This window comes from Pseudomonas sp. A (assembly GCF_056270345.1).
In genome coordinates this window covers 102,501-118,384 of the sequence record NZ_CM149873.1, presented here as the reverse complement: position 1 = coordinate 118,384, position 15,884 = coordinate 102,501, and the positions used below count along the sequence as shown (strand labels likewise).

Below are 15,884 nucleotides of genomic sequence, written 5' to 3'. Positions count from 1 at the left end.
TTCCGCGCTGCTGTTTCAGCTCTTTTTGCCGTTGCCCTCCAGGTGCCCCAGCGGCACCCGTCGCGCCACTGCGCTCGACAGGATGATCGAGGTCTTGGTGAAGCCCAGCTGCGATACGCGGTTGATCAGCGCCTCCAACTCGCCCATCGACGTGACGGCCGCCTGCATGATCACGCACGGGTCGCCGGTCACCCGGTGGCATTCGGTGAGTTCGGGGATTTTCTCCAGGGCCTCGTAGGCCTGCTGGTTGCCATGGCTGGCCAGGCGCAGTTCCATCACGCACTGGATCGGCAGGCCGATCTTCTCCAGATCGACCTTGGCCGTGTAGCCGCTGATTACCCCGCTGGCTTCCAGCTTGGCCACCCGTTCGGCCACCGCCGGGGCCGACAGATTGACCTGGCGCGCCAGCTGCGCGTAGGTGGCCCGGCCATTTTCCAGCAGGGCGGCGAGGAGCATGCGGTCATACTTGTCCATGGTGATTCCTGTTGGCTTTGCAATCGACGGCAAGGGGGCCGAACAACCATCTATTACAAAGTGTTTTGGTGTTTTAAACGTGTTTTGTAACTTAAGTTTGCGCCTGGGCCTTTCTAAACTAATCCACCCGTAAACGGATTTCGAGCCCTTGCCATGTCCTCCTCCCGTCGCTTCCCGTTGTTGCTTGTTGGCGCCTTTCTTGCCCTGTACCTGGTCTGGGGCTCGACCTACCTGTTTATCCGCATCGGCGTGGAGTCCTGGCCGCCGATGCTGATGGCCGGGGTGCGTTTCGTGATTGCCGGCAGCCTGCTCTATGGCTTCCTGCGCTGGCGTGGTGTGCCGGCGCCGACCTGGCCCCAGTGGCGCGCGGCCGGGGCGATCGGTTTCCTGTTGCTTAGTTGCGGCAACGGCGGGGTGACCCTGGCCGAGCATGCCGGGGTCGCCTCGGGCGTGGCGGCGTTGGCGGTGGCCACGGTGCCGCTGTTCACCTTGGTGTTCGGTCTGTTCTTCGGCCATCGCAACTCGCGCCTGGAGTGGGCGGGGATCGCCCTTGGGCTGGTCGGCATCGGCATGCTCAACATGGGCTCGAACCTGCAGGCCAGCCCCATGGGCGCGGCGCTGATCTTGTTCGCCGCGGCAGCCTGGGCCTTCGGTTCGGTGTGGAGCAAGAGCCTGCCGCTGCCCCAGGGCGCGATGGCCAGTGCCGCAGAAATGCTGGTGGGCGGCGCGGCGTTGCTGATCGGCAGTGCCGTCAGCGGCGAGCGCCTGACCCAGATGCCCACCGCCGCCGGTTGGGGCGCGCTGGCCTACCTGGTGTTCTTCGGCTCGATCCTGGCATTCAGTTCCTACATGTACCTGCTCAAGCACGTGCGCCCGGCGGCGGCCACCAGCTATGCCTACGTCAACCCGGCAGTGGCGGTGTTGCTGGGGATCGTCTTCGCCGGCGAGCAGATCGGCGCCGAGGAGTGCGTGGCCATGGCGGTGATCATCGGCGCGGTGGTGCTGATCGGCCTGCCGCAGTGGCGCAAGGCGCCGGAGTCGCCAGTGCCGCTCAAAGAAGGGGTGTGCAAATAAGGTAGCGGACTTCTGACCCTGTGGGAGCAACTGTCTTGCTCAATTTCTAGAATCTGGCGCGATCCGTGTGGGAGCGGGCTTGCCCGCGAACACGGGCGAAGCCCGTGCCATCCACCACGGTGTCGGCTTCGCGGGTAAACCCGCTCCCACAGGCCCTTTGTTCTTTGGGCCACCGTGGTGCTGGGGTAAACTTGCCGCCTTCGCTGAACCCCCTGACGGTATTGCCATGAATTTCGCCCAACTCGGCCTGATCGAACCGCTGCTGCGCACCCTGCAGACGCTGGACTACACCACGCCCACCCCGGTCCAGGCCAAGGCCATCCCCGCCGTGCTCGCCGGCCGCGACCTGATGGCCGCCGCCCAGACCGGCACCGGCAAGACCGCCGGCTTCGCCCTGCCGGTACTGCAACGCCTGGCGCTGGAAGGGGAGAAGGTCGCCAGCAACTCGGTGCGCGCGCTGGTGCTGGTGCCGACCCGCGAACTGGCCGAGCAGGTCCACGCCAATGTGCGTGAGTATGCCGAGAACCTGCCGCTGTCCACCTACGCGGTGTACGGCGGCGTCAGCATCAACCCGCAGATGATGCGCCTGCGCCGTGGCGTCGACCTGCTGGTGGCCACCCCAGGCCGTCTGCTCGACCTGTTCCGCCAGAACGCCATCAAGTTCGGCCAGGTGCAGACCCTGGTGCTCGACGAAGCCGACCGCATGCTCGACCTGGGCTTTGCCGAAGAGCTGCAGGCGGTGTATGCGGCGTTGCCGCGCAAGCGCCAGACGCTGCTGTTCTCCGCGACCTTCTCCGACCAGATCCGTATGCTCGCGGGCCTGGCGCTGAACGACCCGTTGAGCATCGAAGTCAGCCCGCGAAATGCCGCTGCCAACACGGTCAAGCAATGGCTGGTGCCGGTGGACAAGAAGCGCAAGGCCGACCTGTTCTGCCACCTGCTGCGCAAGCAGCGCTGGAAGCAGGTGCTGGTGTTCGCCAAGACCCGCAATGGCGTGGACCAACTGGTCGAGCGTCTGCTGGCCGAGGGCGTGAACGCCGACGGTATCCACGGCGACCGCCCGCAGGCCACCCGCCAGCGCGCCCTGGACACCTTCAAGGCGCGTGAAGTCCAGGTGCTGGTGGCCACCGATGTGGCTGCCCGCGGCCTGGATATCGACGACCTGCCGCTGGTGGTCAACCTCGACCTGCCGATCGTCGCCGAGGACTATGTGCACCGTATCGGTCGGACCGGCCGCGCGGGCAACAAGGGTGAGGCGATCTCGCTGGTGTGCGCCGACGAGGTGCAACTGCTGGCGTCGATCGAGACGCTGATCCGCCAGGTGCTGCCGCGCCATGAGGAGCCGGACTTCATCCCCGATCACCGGGTGCCGGTGACCGATGCCAGTGGCCAGGTGCTGAAAAAGCCGAAGAAACCCAAGAAGCCGAAAGAGAACAGCGCCAAGCGTGGTCTGGGGCGCTGGATGGACAGCGAGGAGGCGGGGGCTTCGGCGCCGGCGGTCAAGGCCGTGCGCAAGGTGCCGAGCTTTGGTGGCAAACCGGGCAAGCGTAAGCCTTGAGATTTTTGGGGCCGCTTTGCGGCCCTTTCGCGGCACAAGGCCGCTCCTACAGAGGACCGCGCATCACCCTGTAGGAGCGGCCTTGTGCCGCGAAAGGGCTGCGTAGCAGCCCCGGCAATCTACCTGACCTGACGCATTAACCAATCCGCCGCAGCATTTCCTGCCCGCAAACCACTGGCAAAACACGCCGTCAGCAGGTACCCCCCAGTCGGCGCCTCCCAATCCAGCATCTCCCCCGCGCAGAACACCCCGGGCAGGTTGCGCGCCATCAGCCCCTCATCCAATCCTTCGAACCTTACGCCACCAGCACTGCTGATCGCCTCGTCCAGCGGCCGGGTCCGCACCAGCATGATCGGCAATGCCTTGATCGCCGCCGCTAGGCGCTCGGGGTCGGCAAAGGTTGCCTGGTCGGTCAACTCGCGCAACAAGGCCGCCTTCACCCCGTCGATCCCGAGCTGGCCGTGCAGGTGCTTGGCCATCGAGCGCGATCCCCTGGGCTTGGCCAGGGCCTGGGCAATCTTGTCCACAGGCCGGTCCGGCAGCAGGTCGAGCAGCAGCGTCGCCCGTCCGTCGCAGTCCATCGCCTCCCGCAGCGCCGCCGACCAGGCATACACCAGGCTGCCCTCCACCCCTTGGGCGGTGAGGATGAATTCGCCCTTGCGCGACGCGGCGCCGGGCATGGCAAGGGCGATGTTCTTCAGCGGGGCGCCGGCGAACTTGCCCTTGAGCAGATCACTCCAGCCCTCGACCTCGAAACCGCAGTTGCTCGCCCGCAGCGCAGAGATATCCACACCGCGTTCGGCCAGCAGCGGCACCCAGGCACCGTCCGAGCCCAGGCGTGCCCAGCTGCCGCCACCCAGGGCCAGCACCACGGCGTCGGCCCGTACCTGCAGCTCGCCTTGTGGATAACTGATCCGCAGGGCACCTTCGGCTGTCCAGCCCAACCAGCGGTGCCGGGTGTGGATAACCACGCCGGACTCGCGCAGGCGCTTGAGCCAGGCGCGCAGCAGCGGCGCGGCCTTCATGTCGCGAGGGAACACGCGGCCCGAGGTACCGACGAAGGTTTCGATGCCCAGGCCGTGAATCCACTGGCGCAGGGCCTCGCCATCGAAGTCGCGCAGCAGCGTGTCGATCTCGCCCTGGCGTGCGCCGTAACGGCCGACGAAGGCGGGGTAGGGCTCGGAATGGGTGATGTTCATGCCGCCGACGCCGGCCAGCAGGAACTTGCGGCCCACCGAGGGCATGGCGTCGAACACTTCGACCGCCATCCCGCGCCGGGCCAGGGTCTCGGCGGCCATCAGGCCGGCGGGGCCGCCGCCGATCACGGCGACAAGGGGGCGGGAGGCGGGGCGGGGATCGTTCATGGCGGGCGACAGGCTGTGGAAAAGACCGCGTATTCTACCTCAGCGGGGCCTGCCACGACACTGCTCAAAAAACGACCAACTCTTTGCAGCTCAGGCAGTTAAAGGGCTGGAGCGGCTTTCCCGCAGGTTATCCACAAGCGGTTCCACAGTCATTGTGAACAACCGAGCACCCGCGCCGCGCTGTGGTGGAGGATGCCGTGGCGCCGGGCCAGGGCTTCACGATCCTTGCTGTAGCCGCCGCCGATCACGCCCATCACCGGGATGTCGCGGCCCAGGCACTGGCGCAACACGTGCTCGTCGCGGGCGGCCAGGCCTGCGTCGGTCAGTTGCAGGTAACCCAGGGCGTCGTCCTTGTGCACATCGACGCCGGCGTCGTACAGCACCAGGTCGGGCTGGTACAGCGGCAGCAGGTAGTTCAGCGCATCCTCGACCACCTTGAGGTAGGCGCTGTCGTGCATGCCGCGGGGCAGGGGGATGTCCCAGTCGCTCTGGGCCTTGCGCGCCGGGAAGTTCTGCTCGCAGTGCAGCGACACGGTGATCGCCTCCGGCGTGTCCTGGAGCATGCGCGCGGTGCCATCACCCTGGTGCACGTCGCAGTCGAAGATCAGCACCCGGTGCACACGGCCGGCCTCCAGCAGGTAACGGCTGATCACCGCCAGGTCGTTGAAGATGCAGAAGCCGGCCGGGTGGTCGTAGTGGGCGTGATGGGTGCCGCCGGCCAGGTGGCAGGCGATGCCATGTTGCAGCGCCTGCTCGGCGGTCAACAGCGAGCCACCCACGGCGCGCACGGTGCGCCGGGCCAGGGCCTCGCTCCAGGGCAGGCCGAGGCGGCGCTGGTCCTCGCGGGACAGTTCACCGTTCATATAGCGCTCGATGTAGTCGCGGTCATGGGCCAGGGCGAGGATGTCGTTGGGACAGATCTCCGGGCGCAGCAGGGCGGCGTCGGTGGTCAGGCCACTGTCCACCAGGTGATCGCGCAACAAGCGGAACTTGTCCATCGGGAAGCGATGGTCCGGCGGGAACTCGGGGCTGTAGTCGTCGTGGTAGATCAGCGGCAGGGGCATGGTGTCGGTGCGGTGGGGGCGAGCACCGATCTTGCCAGCTTTGCTGGCTTCTGTGGGAGCGGGTTCACCCGCGATCACCCGCATAGCGGGTGCCAGAGACCGCGCTGGCTGCTTCGCGGGTAAACCCGCTCCCACAGGGGATGGCGAATTGCTGGTAGCCGATCACTTGTCGGCCGAGGCCAGCACCCTTTGCCAGTCCGGCTCGTTCATCCGCCCAAGAATCCGCGCCTTGCCGTTGCCATCCACCGACACGAACAGCGCGCTGGCATAACCGCTCTCCCGCTCACCGCCCGGCACATGCTGCTGGCGGGCGAAGTGATCGATGCAACCGTTGTGGGTCACCAGCACCAGGTTGTGCCCGGGCCGCTTGCGGGCCATGGCCTCGGCCGGGAACGGGCGGTCGCAGCGCTCCAGCCAGTCTTCGCTGGTCACGGCCTGGCCGAGGATGAAGTGCGCGGTCTGGCGGGTGCGCAGCTTCGGGCTGCTGAGCAGGTCGGCGCCGGCCAGCCCCAGTTGCTGCAAGCCCTGGCCTACCCGTTGCGCCGCCTGGCTGCCGGACAGGGTGATGCCGGTTGGATCGTCCAGGCACGGCCCCGGGGCACTGTCGCAGCGTTCGGCATGGCGAATCATCACGATCACCGCGCCTTCCTTCCAGTCCTGCAGCAGGCCGCTGTCGCTCAACTGTTGCTCATTGCCAAGGTTCACGATGTGCGTCCTCGTCGCTAGCCAGGTGCTGGCCCCGGCCAGTGTCAGGAGCAGGCCGATGACGGCGCCGACCACGGTGCGCGAGCGGCGGCGTTTGCGGGGGGCCAGCAGGGCCGGGTTGTGCAGGGTGTTGCTGGGGTGCATGCGTCTCTCCGATGGCAGTGCGGCGTCGACGAAGGCCGCGATAGTGGCGGCATTGTGCGAAGCGGCCTGTCGGGGGGCGGTGAAGCCGATGTGAAAAAAGCATCGGCTGGCTGATGCACGCGGCCTACGCTGTACACTGCCAGACCGTGATTTCGGAGCCGTGCCGATGACCCCCATTCTCGAACTGGAAAGCCCGCGCCTGGTGTTGCGCCAATGGCAGGACGACGACCTGCGCGAGTTCGCCGCCCTGTGCGCCGACCCGCAGGTTATGCGCTATTTCCCCGCGCCGATGACCCGGGTCGAGGCGGCGGCGCTGATCGGCCGGATCCGTGGTCATTTCAACGAGTACGGCTTCGGCCTCTGGGCCCTGGAGCGCAAGGACAGCGGCGCCTTCATCGGCATGACCGGCCTGCTTAACGTCAACTTCGCCGCCCCGTTCGGCCCGGCGGTGGAGATCGGCTGGCGCCTGGCCCGCCGCCACTGGGGGCTGGGCTTCGCCAGCGAGGCGGCCTGGGCCTGCCTGCGTTGTGCCTTCGCCCAGTTGCACCTGGACGAGGTGGTGTCGTTTACCACCGAGGGCAACCTGCCATCGCAGAAGGTGATGCAGGCCATCGGCATGGTCCAGGACCTGGCGGGCAGCTTCGAGCACCCGCGGCTGCCCGTCGGCGATCCGCTACGCCCCCATGTGCTGTACCGCATCGACCGCGACCGCTGGCAACAGAACCTGCGCGGCTGAATAGGTCGCCATTCGTACGACGGGACGAACGGCAAAACCCTGTATCATTCGCCGGTATAACCGCGCCGTATTGCCTTGCCAGGAGAACCCCATGAGCCACGTACTCGACGATCTGGTCGACTTGCTGAGCCTCGAGTCGATCGAGGAGAACCTGTTCCGCGGACGCAGCCAGGACCTGGGCTTCCGCCAGCTGTACGGCGGCCAGGTGCTCGGCCAGTCGCTGTCGGCGGCCAGCCAGACGGTCGAGGACGCGCGCCATGTGCATTCGCTGCACGGTTACTTCCTGCGCCCGGGCGATGCCAGCATGCCGGTGGTCTATTCGGTGGACCGCGTGCGCGACGGCGGCAGCTTCAGCACCCGGCGGGTCACGGCGATCCAGAAGGGCCAGCCGATCTTCACCTGCAGCGCCTCGTTCCAGTACGACGAGGATGGTTTCGAGCACCAGGCGCAGATGCCGGACGTGGTCGGCCCGGAAAACCTGCCCAGCGAAGTCGAGCTGGCCAGTGCCATGGCCGACAAGCTGCCCGAGCGTATCCGCGAGAAGGTGCTGTGCGCCAAGCCCATCGAGATCCGCCCGATCACCGAGCGTGATCCGTTCGACCCCAAGCCGGGCGAACCAATCAAGTACGCCTGGTTCCGCGCCGACGGCAACCTCCCGGACATCCCGGCGCTGCACAAGTACCTGCTGGCCTACGCCTCGGACTTCGGCCTGCTGACCACTTCCTTGCTGCCCCATGGCAAGTCGGTGTGGCGCAAGGACATGCAGATCGCCAGTCTCGACCATTCGCTGTGGTTCCACCGTGACCTGCGCGCCGATGAGTGGCTGCTATACGCCACCGACAGCCCCTGGGCCGGCAACGCCCGCGGTTTCTGCCGTGGCAGCATCTTCAACCGCGCCGGGCAACTGGTGGCCTCGTCCACCCAGGAAGGCCTGATCCGCCATCGCGAGGACTGGGCATGAGCCTCGGGGATATTCGCCACTGGGTGTTCGACATGGATGGCACCCTGACGATCGCCGTGCATGACTTCGCGGCCATCCGCGAGGCGCTCGACATCCCGTCCGACCACGACATCCTCACCCACCTGGCCGCCTTGCCGGCGGCGGAAGCGGCGGCCAAGCATGCCTGGCTGCTGGAGCACGAGCGCGACCTGGCAATCGCCTCCAAGGCCGCTGACGGCGCAGTGGAGCTGGTGCGTGAACTGGCCGGGCGTGATTGCCGGCTGGCCATCCTCACCCGCAATGCCCGCGAACTGGCCCATGTCACCCTCGAGGCCATCGGCCTGGCCGACTGCTTCCCGGTCGAGCACATCCTCGGGCGCGACGAGGCGGCGCCCAAGCCCAGCCCTGACGGGCTGCTGCAGATCGCCCGCGCCTGGGACGTGAGCCCCGGTGAGATGGTGATGGTCGGCGACTACCGCTTCGACCTCGACTGCGGCCGGGCCGCGGGCACCCGCACCGTGCTGGTCAACCTGCCGGACAACCCATGGCCGCAGCTGGCCGACTGGCATGCGGCCGATTGCCGGGCGCTGAGGGCGTTGCTCGGCTGATGCCTCTCATGCCCTGCACAATCCCTCTGTAGGAGCGGCCTTGCGCCGCGAAAGGGCTGCAAAGCAGCCCCAGGATCATCAGAGCCAAAATGGCTGGGGCCGCTGCGCAGCCCTTTCGCGGCACAAGGCCGCTCCTACAGGGGAATGGTGTCACCTTGGCGATGGCATGCCCCGCGATCACCCAGACCTGTCTAAGCTGCACTGCATCTTTTCCCTTGATGGAGACCCACCCATGAGCACCAAGGCCCTCTACGTCCTGCCCGGCGGCGGCTACGACAAGGTCCAGGTCGGCACCTGCGAAACCGCCGCGCCCAAGGCCGGCGAGATCACCGTGCGCCTGCACGCCAGCTCCCTCAACTACCACGACTTCGCCGTGGTCAGCGGCATGTGGGGGCCGAGCGAGCGGCGCATCCCCATGGCCGATGGTGCCGGCGAAGTGATTGCGGTGGGCGCCGGGGTCAGCGAGTTCCAGGTTGGTGATGCGGTGGTCAGCACCTTCTTCCCCGACTGGCTCGATGGCCAGGCTCAGGTCGAGGGCTTTGCCAGCGTGCCGGGTGACGGCATCGACGGCTATGCCCGTGAACAGGTGACTGCCCGGGCCAGCTCCTTCACCCTCGCGCCCAAGGGCTACAGCCATGCCGAGTCGGCGACCCTTACCACCGCCGGCGTCACTGCCTGGCGCGCCCTGATGAGCGATGACCACCTCAAGCCCGGCGACAGCGTATTGGTGCAGGGCACCGGTGGCGTTTCGATCTTCGCCCTGCAATTCGCCAAGCTGGCCGGCGCCACGGTGATCGCCACCTCGTCCAGCGATGCCAAGCTGGAGCGTCTCAAGGCGCTCGGCGCGGATCACCTGATCAACTACAAGACCACGCCCGCCTGGGGCGAAAAGGTTCGTGCGCTGACCGGCGGACGCGGCGTGGACCATGTGATCGAGGTTGGTGGCCCGGCCACGCTGGAGCAGTCGATGATCGCCGCGCGTATCGGCGGGCATGTGTCGCTGATCGGCATCCTCACTGGCGTGGCCGGACAGCTGCCGCTGGTGCAGGCGCTGGTACGGCAGATCCGTCTGCAGGGCGTGCTGGTGGGCAGTCGCGCCCAGCAGCAGGCGATGGTCCGCGCCATCGACGCCAATGGCCTGCGGCCGGTGGTAGACAAGCACTTCGAGCTGGAGCAGATGGTCGAGGCCTTCAAGTACCAGGAGAGCAACAAGCATTTTGGCAAGATCTGCCTGACCTGGTGACATGGTGGCAGGCTTGCCCCGCGATTCAGGTATGGGAGAGCAATGGAAACATCAGCACCTGCCCATCGACACGGGTAGGTGCCGCTCCCCAGACGAACAACGCATCATCGTTATCCACAACCCGTGTCGCGAAGCCTTCGCAGTTCAGCGGCGCGAACCCCAGCACCACCTCCCGCGTGGTTGCCGTGACCAGTTCAGCCAGCACATCGGCCAGCGCCAGTTCGCGTTCGCAGAACACGTCCACCAGCACCATCCGCTCGCCATCCTGTTCCATCACCACATACGCCTCATGCTACGAGGAATGGAACAAGGCCTCCCGGTAGGGCCCATCGCAATAGAACATCGTCAGCGGCACATTCGGCACCAGGCTCAATCGCGCCTGTGGACAACTCTTTTCCACCGCATCGATGAAACGTTGACGTTGTTCGCCATCATCCAGGTTCACCGGGTGGAAGGTTGTGGCCCGTGGTTGCGCCGACCAGGGCTGGTAGTACTCGTGTTCGACCACTCGGCGAAAACCGAACCTGGGATATAGATCGAGTACGGTGCTGTTGGCGAACAGGTACAGCAAGTCGCAGTTACTTGCCCAGCGCTCCACCAGCACCTCCATCAGGAAACGGCTATAGCCACGGCCCTGTGCCTGCGGCGCGGTCATTACCGTACCGATCTGGACGCAGCGCAGGTGCTGGCCATCCAGGGTGAAATCGAGCAGGTTGGCCGAGGCGTTGGCCAGCATCTTCCCGTCGCGAACCAGTGAGCACGGCTGGTTGTCGGCTTGCCAGAAGCCGGCCTGGTACCAGGCTTCGAAGTCGAAGCCATAGGTCTGCTGGGTGAGGGCGTTGAGTTCGGAGCGCAGGTGCGGGTCGTCGCGGTAGTGCTCGACCTGCGCGAGTGCGGGGTCGTCGAGGAGGAGTGTCATGGCGTCCATACCGGTCCGTGAAGTGAGGGTGAACGTTAACCGCAGCGTGGATGAAAAGTTGTAAGGGTTTGTGCTAACGCGGTGAGGGCAGACGTAGAAGATGGCCGCCCGCACCGCAGTCAGCCGGCGGTCTCTGTTTACGCCGCAGTTTCACTCCCTGCATACACCACCACCGCCGCCCGCAACTTGCGCCCGCCGAACAGGCTCATGCGCTGGAACTCCTGGTGGCTGACCGGCAGGTGCTGGCAGTCCAGGGCCTGCCGGTGGCGAGCGTGGTCGGTGTCGGGGTCGTGCAGGTAGACGAAGTCGTCGTCGCAGGCGGTGACCAGCACCCAGTGCGGCGCCTTGCTGCCGGTCAGCCGGTAGTTGCTGATCAGCACCAGCGCCAGGCCGCCTTCGGCCAGCACCCGGGGCAGATTCGGCGCCTGCCGCGCGATGACCACGTCGCTTTCCTGCAGCTCGGCGCAGAAGTCCTCATGGACCAGGCGCATGACCTCCTTCTTGCCGGGCTGGCGCACGCCATCGAGAAACAGCGGCCCCTCGGTATTGAGCAGCAGCCTTACGCGAAAGCCCCGACGCCAGGCGGCCAGCGCCAGCCCATGAGGGCTGCAGCCGCCGTGACCGGAGGTCATGAACACAGTGGTCGCCTCGCGCCACAGGCGCAGTTCCTCGCGACGGCTCGGCGGGCGCTGCGGTTGCAGCGCGGCCATGGTCATCAGCAGGCAGGCCGGGCCGCAGGTGAAGTCGGTGGTCTGGGCGTAGTAGGGGACCGGTCGCGTCTCGCCCGCCGGGTGCTGGAGGATGCGCTTCTCGTAGCGCAAGGCGCTGGTGTGGTCCTCGTAGTAGTCCTCGACCTGGGCGAAGCGCCGGTATCCATGGCGTTCGTACAGGGCAATGGCCTTGGGATTGTCGGTGCGCACCTCAAGACGCAGGTAGGCGCGCTCGTGCTCCAGGGCGCAGCGCTCGGCCTGTTCCAGCAGACGGGCGCCAAGGCCATGGCCACGCGCCTGTTCGGCAATGGCGATGGAATACAGCCGGGCCAGCGAGGTGCCGCGGTGGAACAGCAGCAATGCATAGCCCATCAGCTGGCCGTCGCGTTGCGCCACCAGCAGGCTGGCATTGGCGTGGGACAGCATCCAGCGAAAGCTGCGTGGGGTCAGCCGGTCGAGGGCGAAGCACTGGTTCTCCAGCGCCAGCAGGGCCGGCAGGTCGTCAACAGTTGCCAGGCGAAATTCGATGTGCATAGGGCCGCCGTAAAAGTTGCGTAATGAAACGGGACATTCGAAAAACTTCGTGCTTAATAGAAACCGTGTCTACCCAACACAGGGCTTCAAACATGTCATCGTTTCAGGAACCCTTACCTGGCTGGCCCGGGGAAAGTTCACACTCAAGTACAACTGGTGTTATTTATCCACTGACCCTGGATAACAAGTCAAGTCAGCTGGTGATCATCGTGGAGCGGCGTGAAGACTGGGCTTCTTACCTGCCCAGCGAGGATGTCGTGACGGCCCAGGAGTACCTGGAAGAGCCACGCGAGGCCGATAACGGCAAGCGTGTCCAGGTCATAAATCTATGTCGTAACTATAAATATCTAGGTCACGGTTATTATTGTTCGTTATTGGCCGAGGCGCGCGGGCATAAAGTCATTCCCTCGGTCAGAAGTATCAGTGAGTTGACCCGCAAGTCGTTATACGGATTGGCCCTCGACGACATGGCGCGCAGCCTCGAGAGCGCCCTGGCCAATCACCCCTACGGCGAAACCGAAGGGTTCACCCTGACCCTGTATTTCGGTCGTACCGATCTGGAACCGCTGCAGGACATCGCCCGCCAGTTGTTCGAAAGTTTCCCGTGTCCGATCCTGCTGGTGGAGTTCCGCAAGACCAGCGCCTGGCATATCGCCGGGGTCAAGGCCGGCGCGCTGCACAAGTTGCGCGAAGACCAGCAGGACCCGTTCGCCAACGCCCTCGATGGCTTCAGCCGCAGGATCTGGCGTCAACCGCGCTCGCGCCGGGTGGCGCGTTACGACCTGGCGATCCTCCACGACCCCGACGAAGTGCTGCCGCCGTCCAACCCCAAGGCGCTGGAGCACTTCATTCGCGCTGGGCGCCAACTGGGGGTCGATGTCGAGCTGATCGGCAAGAAGGACTACGCCCGCCTGGCCGAATACGACGCGCTACTGATCCGCGAGACCACCAGCGTCGACAACCACACCTACCGCTTCGCCAAGAAGGCCGAAAGCGAAGGGCTGGTGGTAATGGATGACCCGGCGTCGATCCTGCGCTGCACCAACAAGGTCTACCTGACCGACCTGCTGCGCAGCCATCGCCTGGCCATGCCGGCCAGCGAGATCCTCTACCGCGACAACCCCCAGGCCCTGGAAGGCATCGGTGTGCGGCTGGGCTTTCCGCTGGTGCTGAAGATACCCGACGGCTGTTTCTCCCGGGGCGTGATCAAGGTCAAGGACCCCGCCGAACTCCAGGCCGCTACCGGCGAACTGTTCGAGCACTCGGTGCTGCTGCTGGCCCAGGAATACCTCTACACCGAATACGACTGGCGTATCGGCGTGCTCAATCGCAAGCCGATCTTCGCCTGCCAGTACTTCATGTCCAAGGGCCACTGGCAGATCTTCAACCACCAGGCCCAGCGCGACGAGGTCAACGGCGAGTGCCGCACCCTGGCCGTGCACGAGGCGCCGCGGGCGGTGGTGGAGCTGGCGGTGAAGGCCGCCAACCTGATCGGCGATGGCCTGTATGGCGTCGACCTCAAGCAGGTCGGTGATCGGGTGGTGGTGATCGAGGTCAACGACAACCCCAACCTCGACGCCGGCATCGAGGACGCCTACCTGCACGACGACCTCTACACCCTGGTGCTGGAGGAATTCATCCGCCGCCTGGAGCAGAAGCGCCGGGGGCAAGCCTGGTAACGAGGTGCTGGCATGATCGAAAGCTACAGCCTGGCCCATGGTCAGTTGCGCAAGCGCGAAGGGCTCGATTGCGAGGTGCTGCTGTTCGTTGAACCGGACAGCGCCGAGCGTGAACTGTTGCAGGCGTGGTTCCACCTGGATGCCCATGCCCTGGCTTCGGCACTCGACCCGGACGAGGTGTCGCGCATCGAACTGCACCGCGATGGCCTGTTCCTGATCTGGAAGCGCCCGGAGAGCTACACCGGGGGAGACAGTTTCGCCTTCCAGGTGTCTTCCTTCGGCATGCTGATGGTCGACGGCCACCTGGTGTTGATCGCCCCGGACGCGTCCCTGCTCGACGGCCTCGGACAGCGCCATGCACTGCACGATCCGATGGATGTGTTGTTGGCCATCCTGCTCGACAACCTGCACCACTACCTGGGGCACCTGAAGGTGATCAAGATGGTCGCCCGCGAACTGCAGCAACGTTTCGAGCAGTCGCTGGAGAACCACCACCTGATGCAGATGTTCAACCTCAGCGAGAGCCTGATCCACTACATCAACGCCATCCACAGCAATGGCGCGGTGCTCTCGCGCCTTCGAGCCCATGGCGAGAAACGCCATTTCAACCCCGAGGTGCTGGCGCTGATCGACGACCTGGTGATCGAGAACAACCAGTGCCACAAGCAGGCCGAGATCTACTCGACGGTGTTCGCCGGCTTGATGGATGCCCGCGGCAACCTGGCCAACAACGCGATGAACGAGACCCTGCGCAAGCTCACCCTGATCAACGTGGTGTTCCTGCCGCTGAACCTGATCGCCAGCATTGGCGGCATGTCCGAGTTCAGCATGATGACCACGGGCGTGCCATGGTGGCTGGCCTATGCCGTGCTGGTGCTGGCGATGATGCTGCTGGGCGTGCTCATGGTGCTGGCGCTCAAGCGCCTGGCCCGTTCGGGCAGACATCGCAGCACTGTAGGAGCGGGCTTGTCCCGCGACAGCGCCGGGCCGCACAACGATGTCGTCCCCCATGATCGCAATCGCGGGACAAGCCCGCTCCTACAGATGACTCAACGGGAGGCCCCATGAGCAACCTGCAGATCGGCCTGATGATCGTCACGGTGATCGTGGTGTTCGCGGTGGTGAACTTCTACTGGGACTATCTACGCGACCGCGAATGACGCAAACAGGCATGCCCAGGGGCTTGACTGACGTGCATGGGCACGCGGTGTCGTGATCGAACAGTTGTCTGACGTTTTCGAGCATTTTGCTGGCGCCGCGCCCGGCTTAAAGTGAAGCCCGCATCCCCACGGTGCGTTGCCCGGGCGCTTGAGAAGGCCGTAACAGAGCGTGCGCAACGTACTCCGCCCTTAGCCGAGGAGACCGTTTCGCCCGCGCCTGCCCGTCCCTTCCTTGTGTCAGCAAAAAGAGAACAAGACCAATGAACACCGTGGGAACTGATGGCAACCTTGCTCAAGGTTTCAAGCCACGTCACGTAACGATGCTGTCCATCGCCGGCATCATCGGCGCGGGGCTCTTCGTCGGCTCCGGACACGCCATCGCGGCGGCCGGTCCGGCCACCATCCTCTCCTATTTCGTGGCCGGCACCCTGGTGGTGCTGGTCATGCGCATGCTCGGCGAAATGGCCGTGGCCCACCCCGACACCGGCTCGTTTTCCACCTACGCCGACCAGGCCATCGGTCGCTGGGCCGGCTACACCATCGGCTGGCTGTACTGGTGGTTCTGGGTGCTGGTGATCCCCATCGAGGCACTGGCTGCCGGGCATGTGCTCAACGCCTGGTTCCCCCAGGTGGACAGCTGGATCTTCGCCCTGGCCTCGGTGCTGCTACTGGCCTGCACCAACCTGTTCAGCGTGGCCAAGTACGGTGAGTTCGAGTTCTGGTTCGCCATTCTCAAGGTCACCGCCATTCTCGGTTTCATCGGCCTGGGCTTCGCCGCGCTGGCGGGCTGGTTGCCGGAACGCGAGGTCAGTGGGCTGAGCACGCTGGTGGATGAGCACGGCGGCTTCGCGCCCAAGGGCTGGTCCGCGGTGGTCGGCGCCTTCATCACCGTAATGTTCAGCTTCATCGGCACCGAGGCGGTGACCATTGCCGCCTCCGAGTCCAGCGACCCGGCGCGCAATATCGCCAAGG

At 65.5% G+C, this 15,884-nt stretch carries 16 protein-coding genes (1 of these 16 only partly in view); 9 read left to right on the top strand and 7 right to left on the bottom strand.

What is annotated here, in order from left to right; genetic code table 11:
- Positions 1-15: 15 nt before the first annotated feature.
- Positions 16-474, bottom strand: a complete 459-nt coding sequence (locus AC0MAZ_RS00495) for an Lrp/AsnC family transcriptional regulator (protein WP_110737865.1) — start codon at positions 472-474, stop codon at positions 16-18.
- Positions 475-627: 153 nt separating this feature from the next.
- On the opposite strand from AC0MAZ_RS00495, the gene yedA reads away from it, so the two are divergent.
- Positions 628-1,548 carry a drug/metabolite exporter YedA gene (gene yedA / locus AC0MAZ_RS00490; RefSeq protein WP_232856630.1) on the top strand — a complete coding sequence of 307 codons (921 nt, stop codon included), beginning with the start codon at positions 628-630 and terminating at the stop codon, positions 1,546-1,548.
- Between the two features lie 226 nt (positions 1,549-1,774).
- Complete coding sequence (locus tag AC0MAZ_RS00485; protein WP_186734490.1) at positions 1,775-3,106, top strand: RNA helicase RhlE1; 1,332 nt, start codon at positions 1,775-1,777, stop codon at positions 3,104-3,106.
- Positions 3,107-3,225: 119 nt separating this feature from the next.
- Here the strand turns inward: AC0MAZ_RS00485 and AC0MAZ_RS00480 are convergent, their stop codons facing one another.
- From AC0MAZ_RS00480 to pmrG, 3 genes are all read right to left on the bottom strand, one after another.
- Complete coding sequence (locus AC0MAZ_RS00480) at positions 3,226-4,470, bottom strand: TIGR03862 family flavoprotein (RefSeq protein WP_475859788.1); 1,245 nt, start codon at positions 4,468-4,470, stop codon at positions 3,226-3,228.
- A gap of 149 nt (positions 4,471-4,619) precedes the next feature.
- A complete protein-coding gene (locus AC0MAZ_RS00475) occupies positions 4,620-5,534 on the bottom strand; it encodes a histone deacetylase family protein (protein ID WP_232856628.1) in 915 nt (304 codons plus the stop codon).
- A gap of 162 nt (positions 5,535-5,696) precedes the next feature.
- Positions 5,697-6,383 (bottom strand): lipopolysaccharide core heptose(II)-phosphate phosphatase PmrG, encoded by a 687-nt coding sequence (gene pmrG, locus AC0MAZ_RS00470; RefSeq protein WP_234563007.1) that lies wholly within the window; start codon positions 6,381-6,383, stop codon positions 5,697-5,699.
- Between the two features lie 166 nt (positions 6,384-6,549).
- Between pmrG and AC0MAZ_RS00465 the strand changes: the two genes are divergently transcribed.
- The 4 genes from AC0MAZ_RS00465 (at position 6,550) to AC0MAZ_RS00450 (ending at position 9,910) form a co-directional block, all read left to right on the top strand.
- Positions 6,550-7,119: a GNAT family N-acetyltransferase gene (locus tag AC0MAZ_RS00465; protein ID WP_475859785.1), complete on the top strand. Its 570-nt coding sequence runs from the start codon at positions 6,550-6,552 to the stop codon at positions 7,117-7,119.
- Positions 7,120-7,210: 91 nt separating this feature from the next.
- On the top strand, positions 7,211-8,080 hold the full coding sequence (gene tesB, locus AC0MAZ_RS00460; protein ID WP_475859784.1) for an acyl-CoA thioesterase II: 870 nt from the start codon (positions 7,211-7,213) through the stop codon (positions 8,078-8,080).
- Positions 8,077-8,667 (top strand): HAD family hydrolase, encoded by a 591-nt coding sequence (locus AC0MAZ_RS00455; protein ID WP_254465246.1) that lies wholly within the window; start codon positions 8,077-8,079, stop codon positions 8,665-8,667. Before tesB ends, AC0MAZ_RS00455 begins: the two co-directional genes overlap by 4 nt.
- 232 nt (positions 8,668-8,899) lie before the next feature.
- The gene (locus AC0MAZ_RS00450; RefSeq protein WP_203650232.1) at positions 8,900-9,910 is read left to right on the top strand and encodes a zinc-dependent alcohol dehydrogenase family protein; all 1,011 of its coding nucleotides are present in this window, start codon (positions 8,900-8,902) and stop codon (positions 9,908-9,910) included.
- 25 nt (positions 9,911-9,935) lie between these two features.
- Here the strand turns inward: AC0MAZ_RS00450 and AC0MAZ_RS00445 are convergent, their stop codons facing one another.
- The 3 genes from AC0MAZ_RS00445 to AC0MAZ_RS00435 form a co-directional block, all read right to left on the bottom strand.
- Positions 9,936-10,184, bottom strand: coding sequence for a hypothetical protein (locus AC0MAZ_RS00445; protein ID WP_475859781.1), 249 nt, complete (start codon positions 10,182-10,184; stop codon positions 9,936-9,938).
- An 18-nt stretch (positions 10,185-10,202) separates the two neighbouring features.
- Positions 10,203-10,829 carry a GNAT family N-acetyltransferase gene (locus tag AC0MAZ_RS00440; protein ID WP_475859780.1) on the bottom strand — a complete coding sequence of 209 codons (627 nt, stop codon included), beginning with the start codon at positions 10,827-10,829 and terminating at the stop codon, positions 10,203-10,205.
- 137 nt (positions 10,830-10,966) lie between these two features.
- A complete protein-coding gene (locus tag AC0MAZ_RS00435; protein WP_475859778.1) occupies positions 10,967-12,073 on the bottom strand; it encodes a peptidase C39 family protein in 1,107 nt (368 codons plus the stop codon).
- 92 nt (positions 12,074-12,165) lie between these two features.
- Between AC0MAZ_RS00435 and AC0MAZ_RS00430 the strand changes: the two genes are divergently transcribed.
- The 3 genes from AC0MAZ_RS00430 to gabP all read left to right on the top strand — a co-directional run.
- On the top strand, positions 12,166-13,752 hold the full coding sequence (locus tag AC0MAZ_RS00430; RefSeq protein ID WP_475859776.1) for a RimK family protein: 1,587 nt from the start codon (positions 12,166-12,168) through the stop codon (positions 13,750-13,752).
- Positions 13,753-13,764: 12 nt separating this feature from the next.
- Positions 13,765-14,820, top strand: a complete 1,056-nt coding sequence (locus AC0MAZ_RS00425) for a magnesium transporter CorA family protein (RefSeq protein WP_475859775.1) — start codon at positions 13,765-13,767, stop codon at positions 14,818-14,820.
- A 352-nt stretch (positions 14,821-15,172) separates the two neighbouring features.
- Positions 15,173-15,884 carry the 5' portion of a GABA permease gene (gabP, locus tag AC0MAZ_RS00420; protein WP_203650243.1) on the top strand. The gene runs 683 nt beyond the window's last position, so only the first 712 of its 1,395 coding nucleotides appear in the window; the start codon lies at positions 15,173-15,175; its stop codon lies beyond the right edge, outside the window.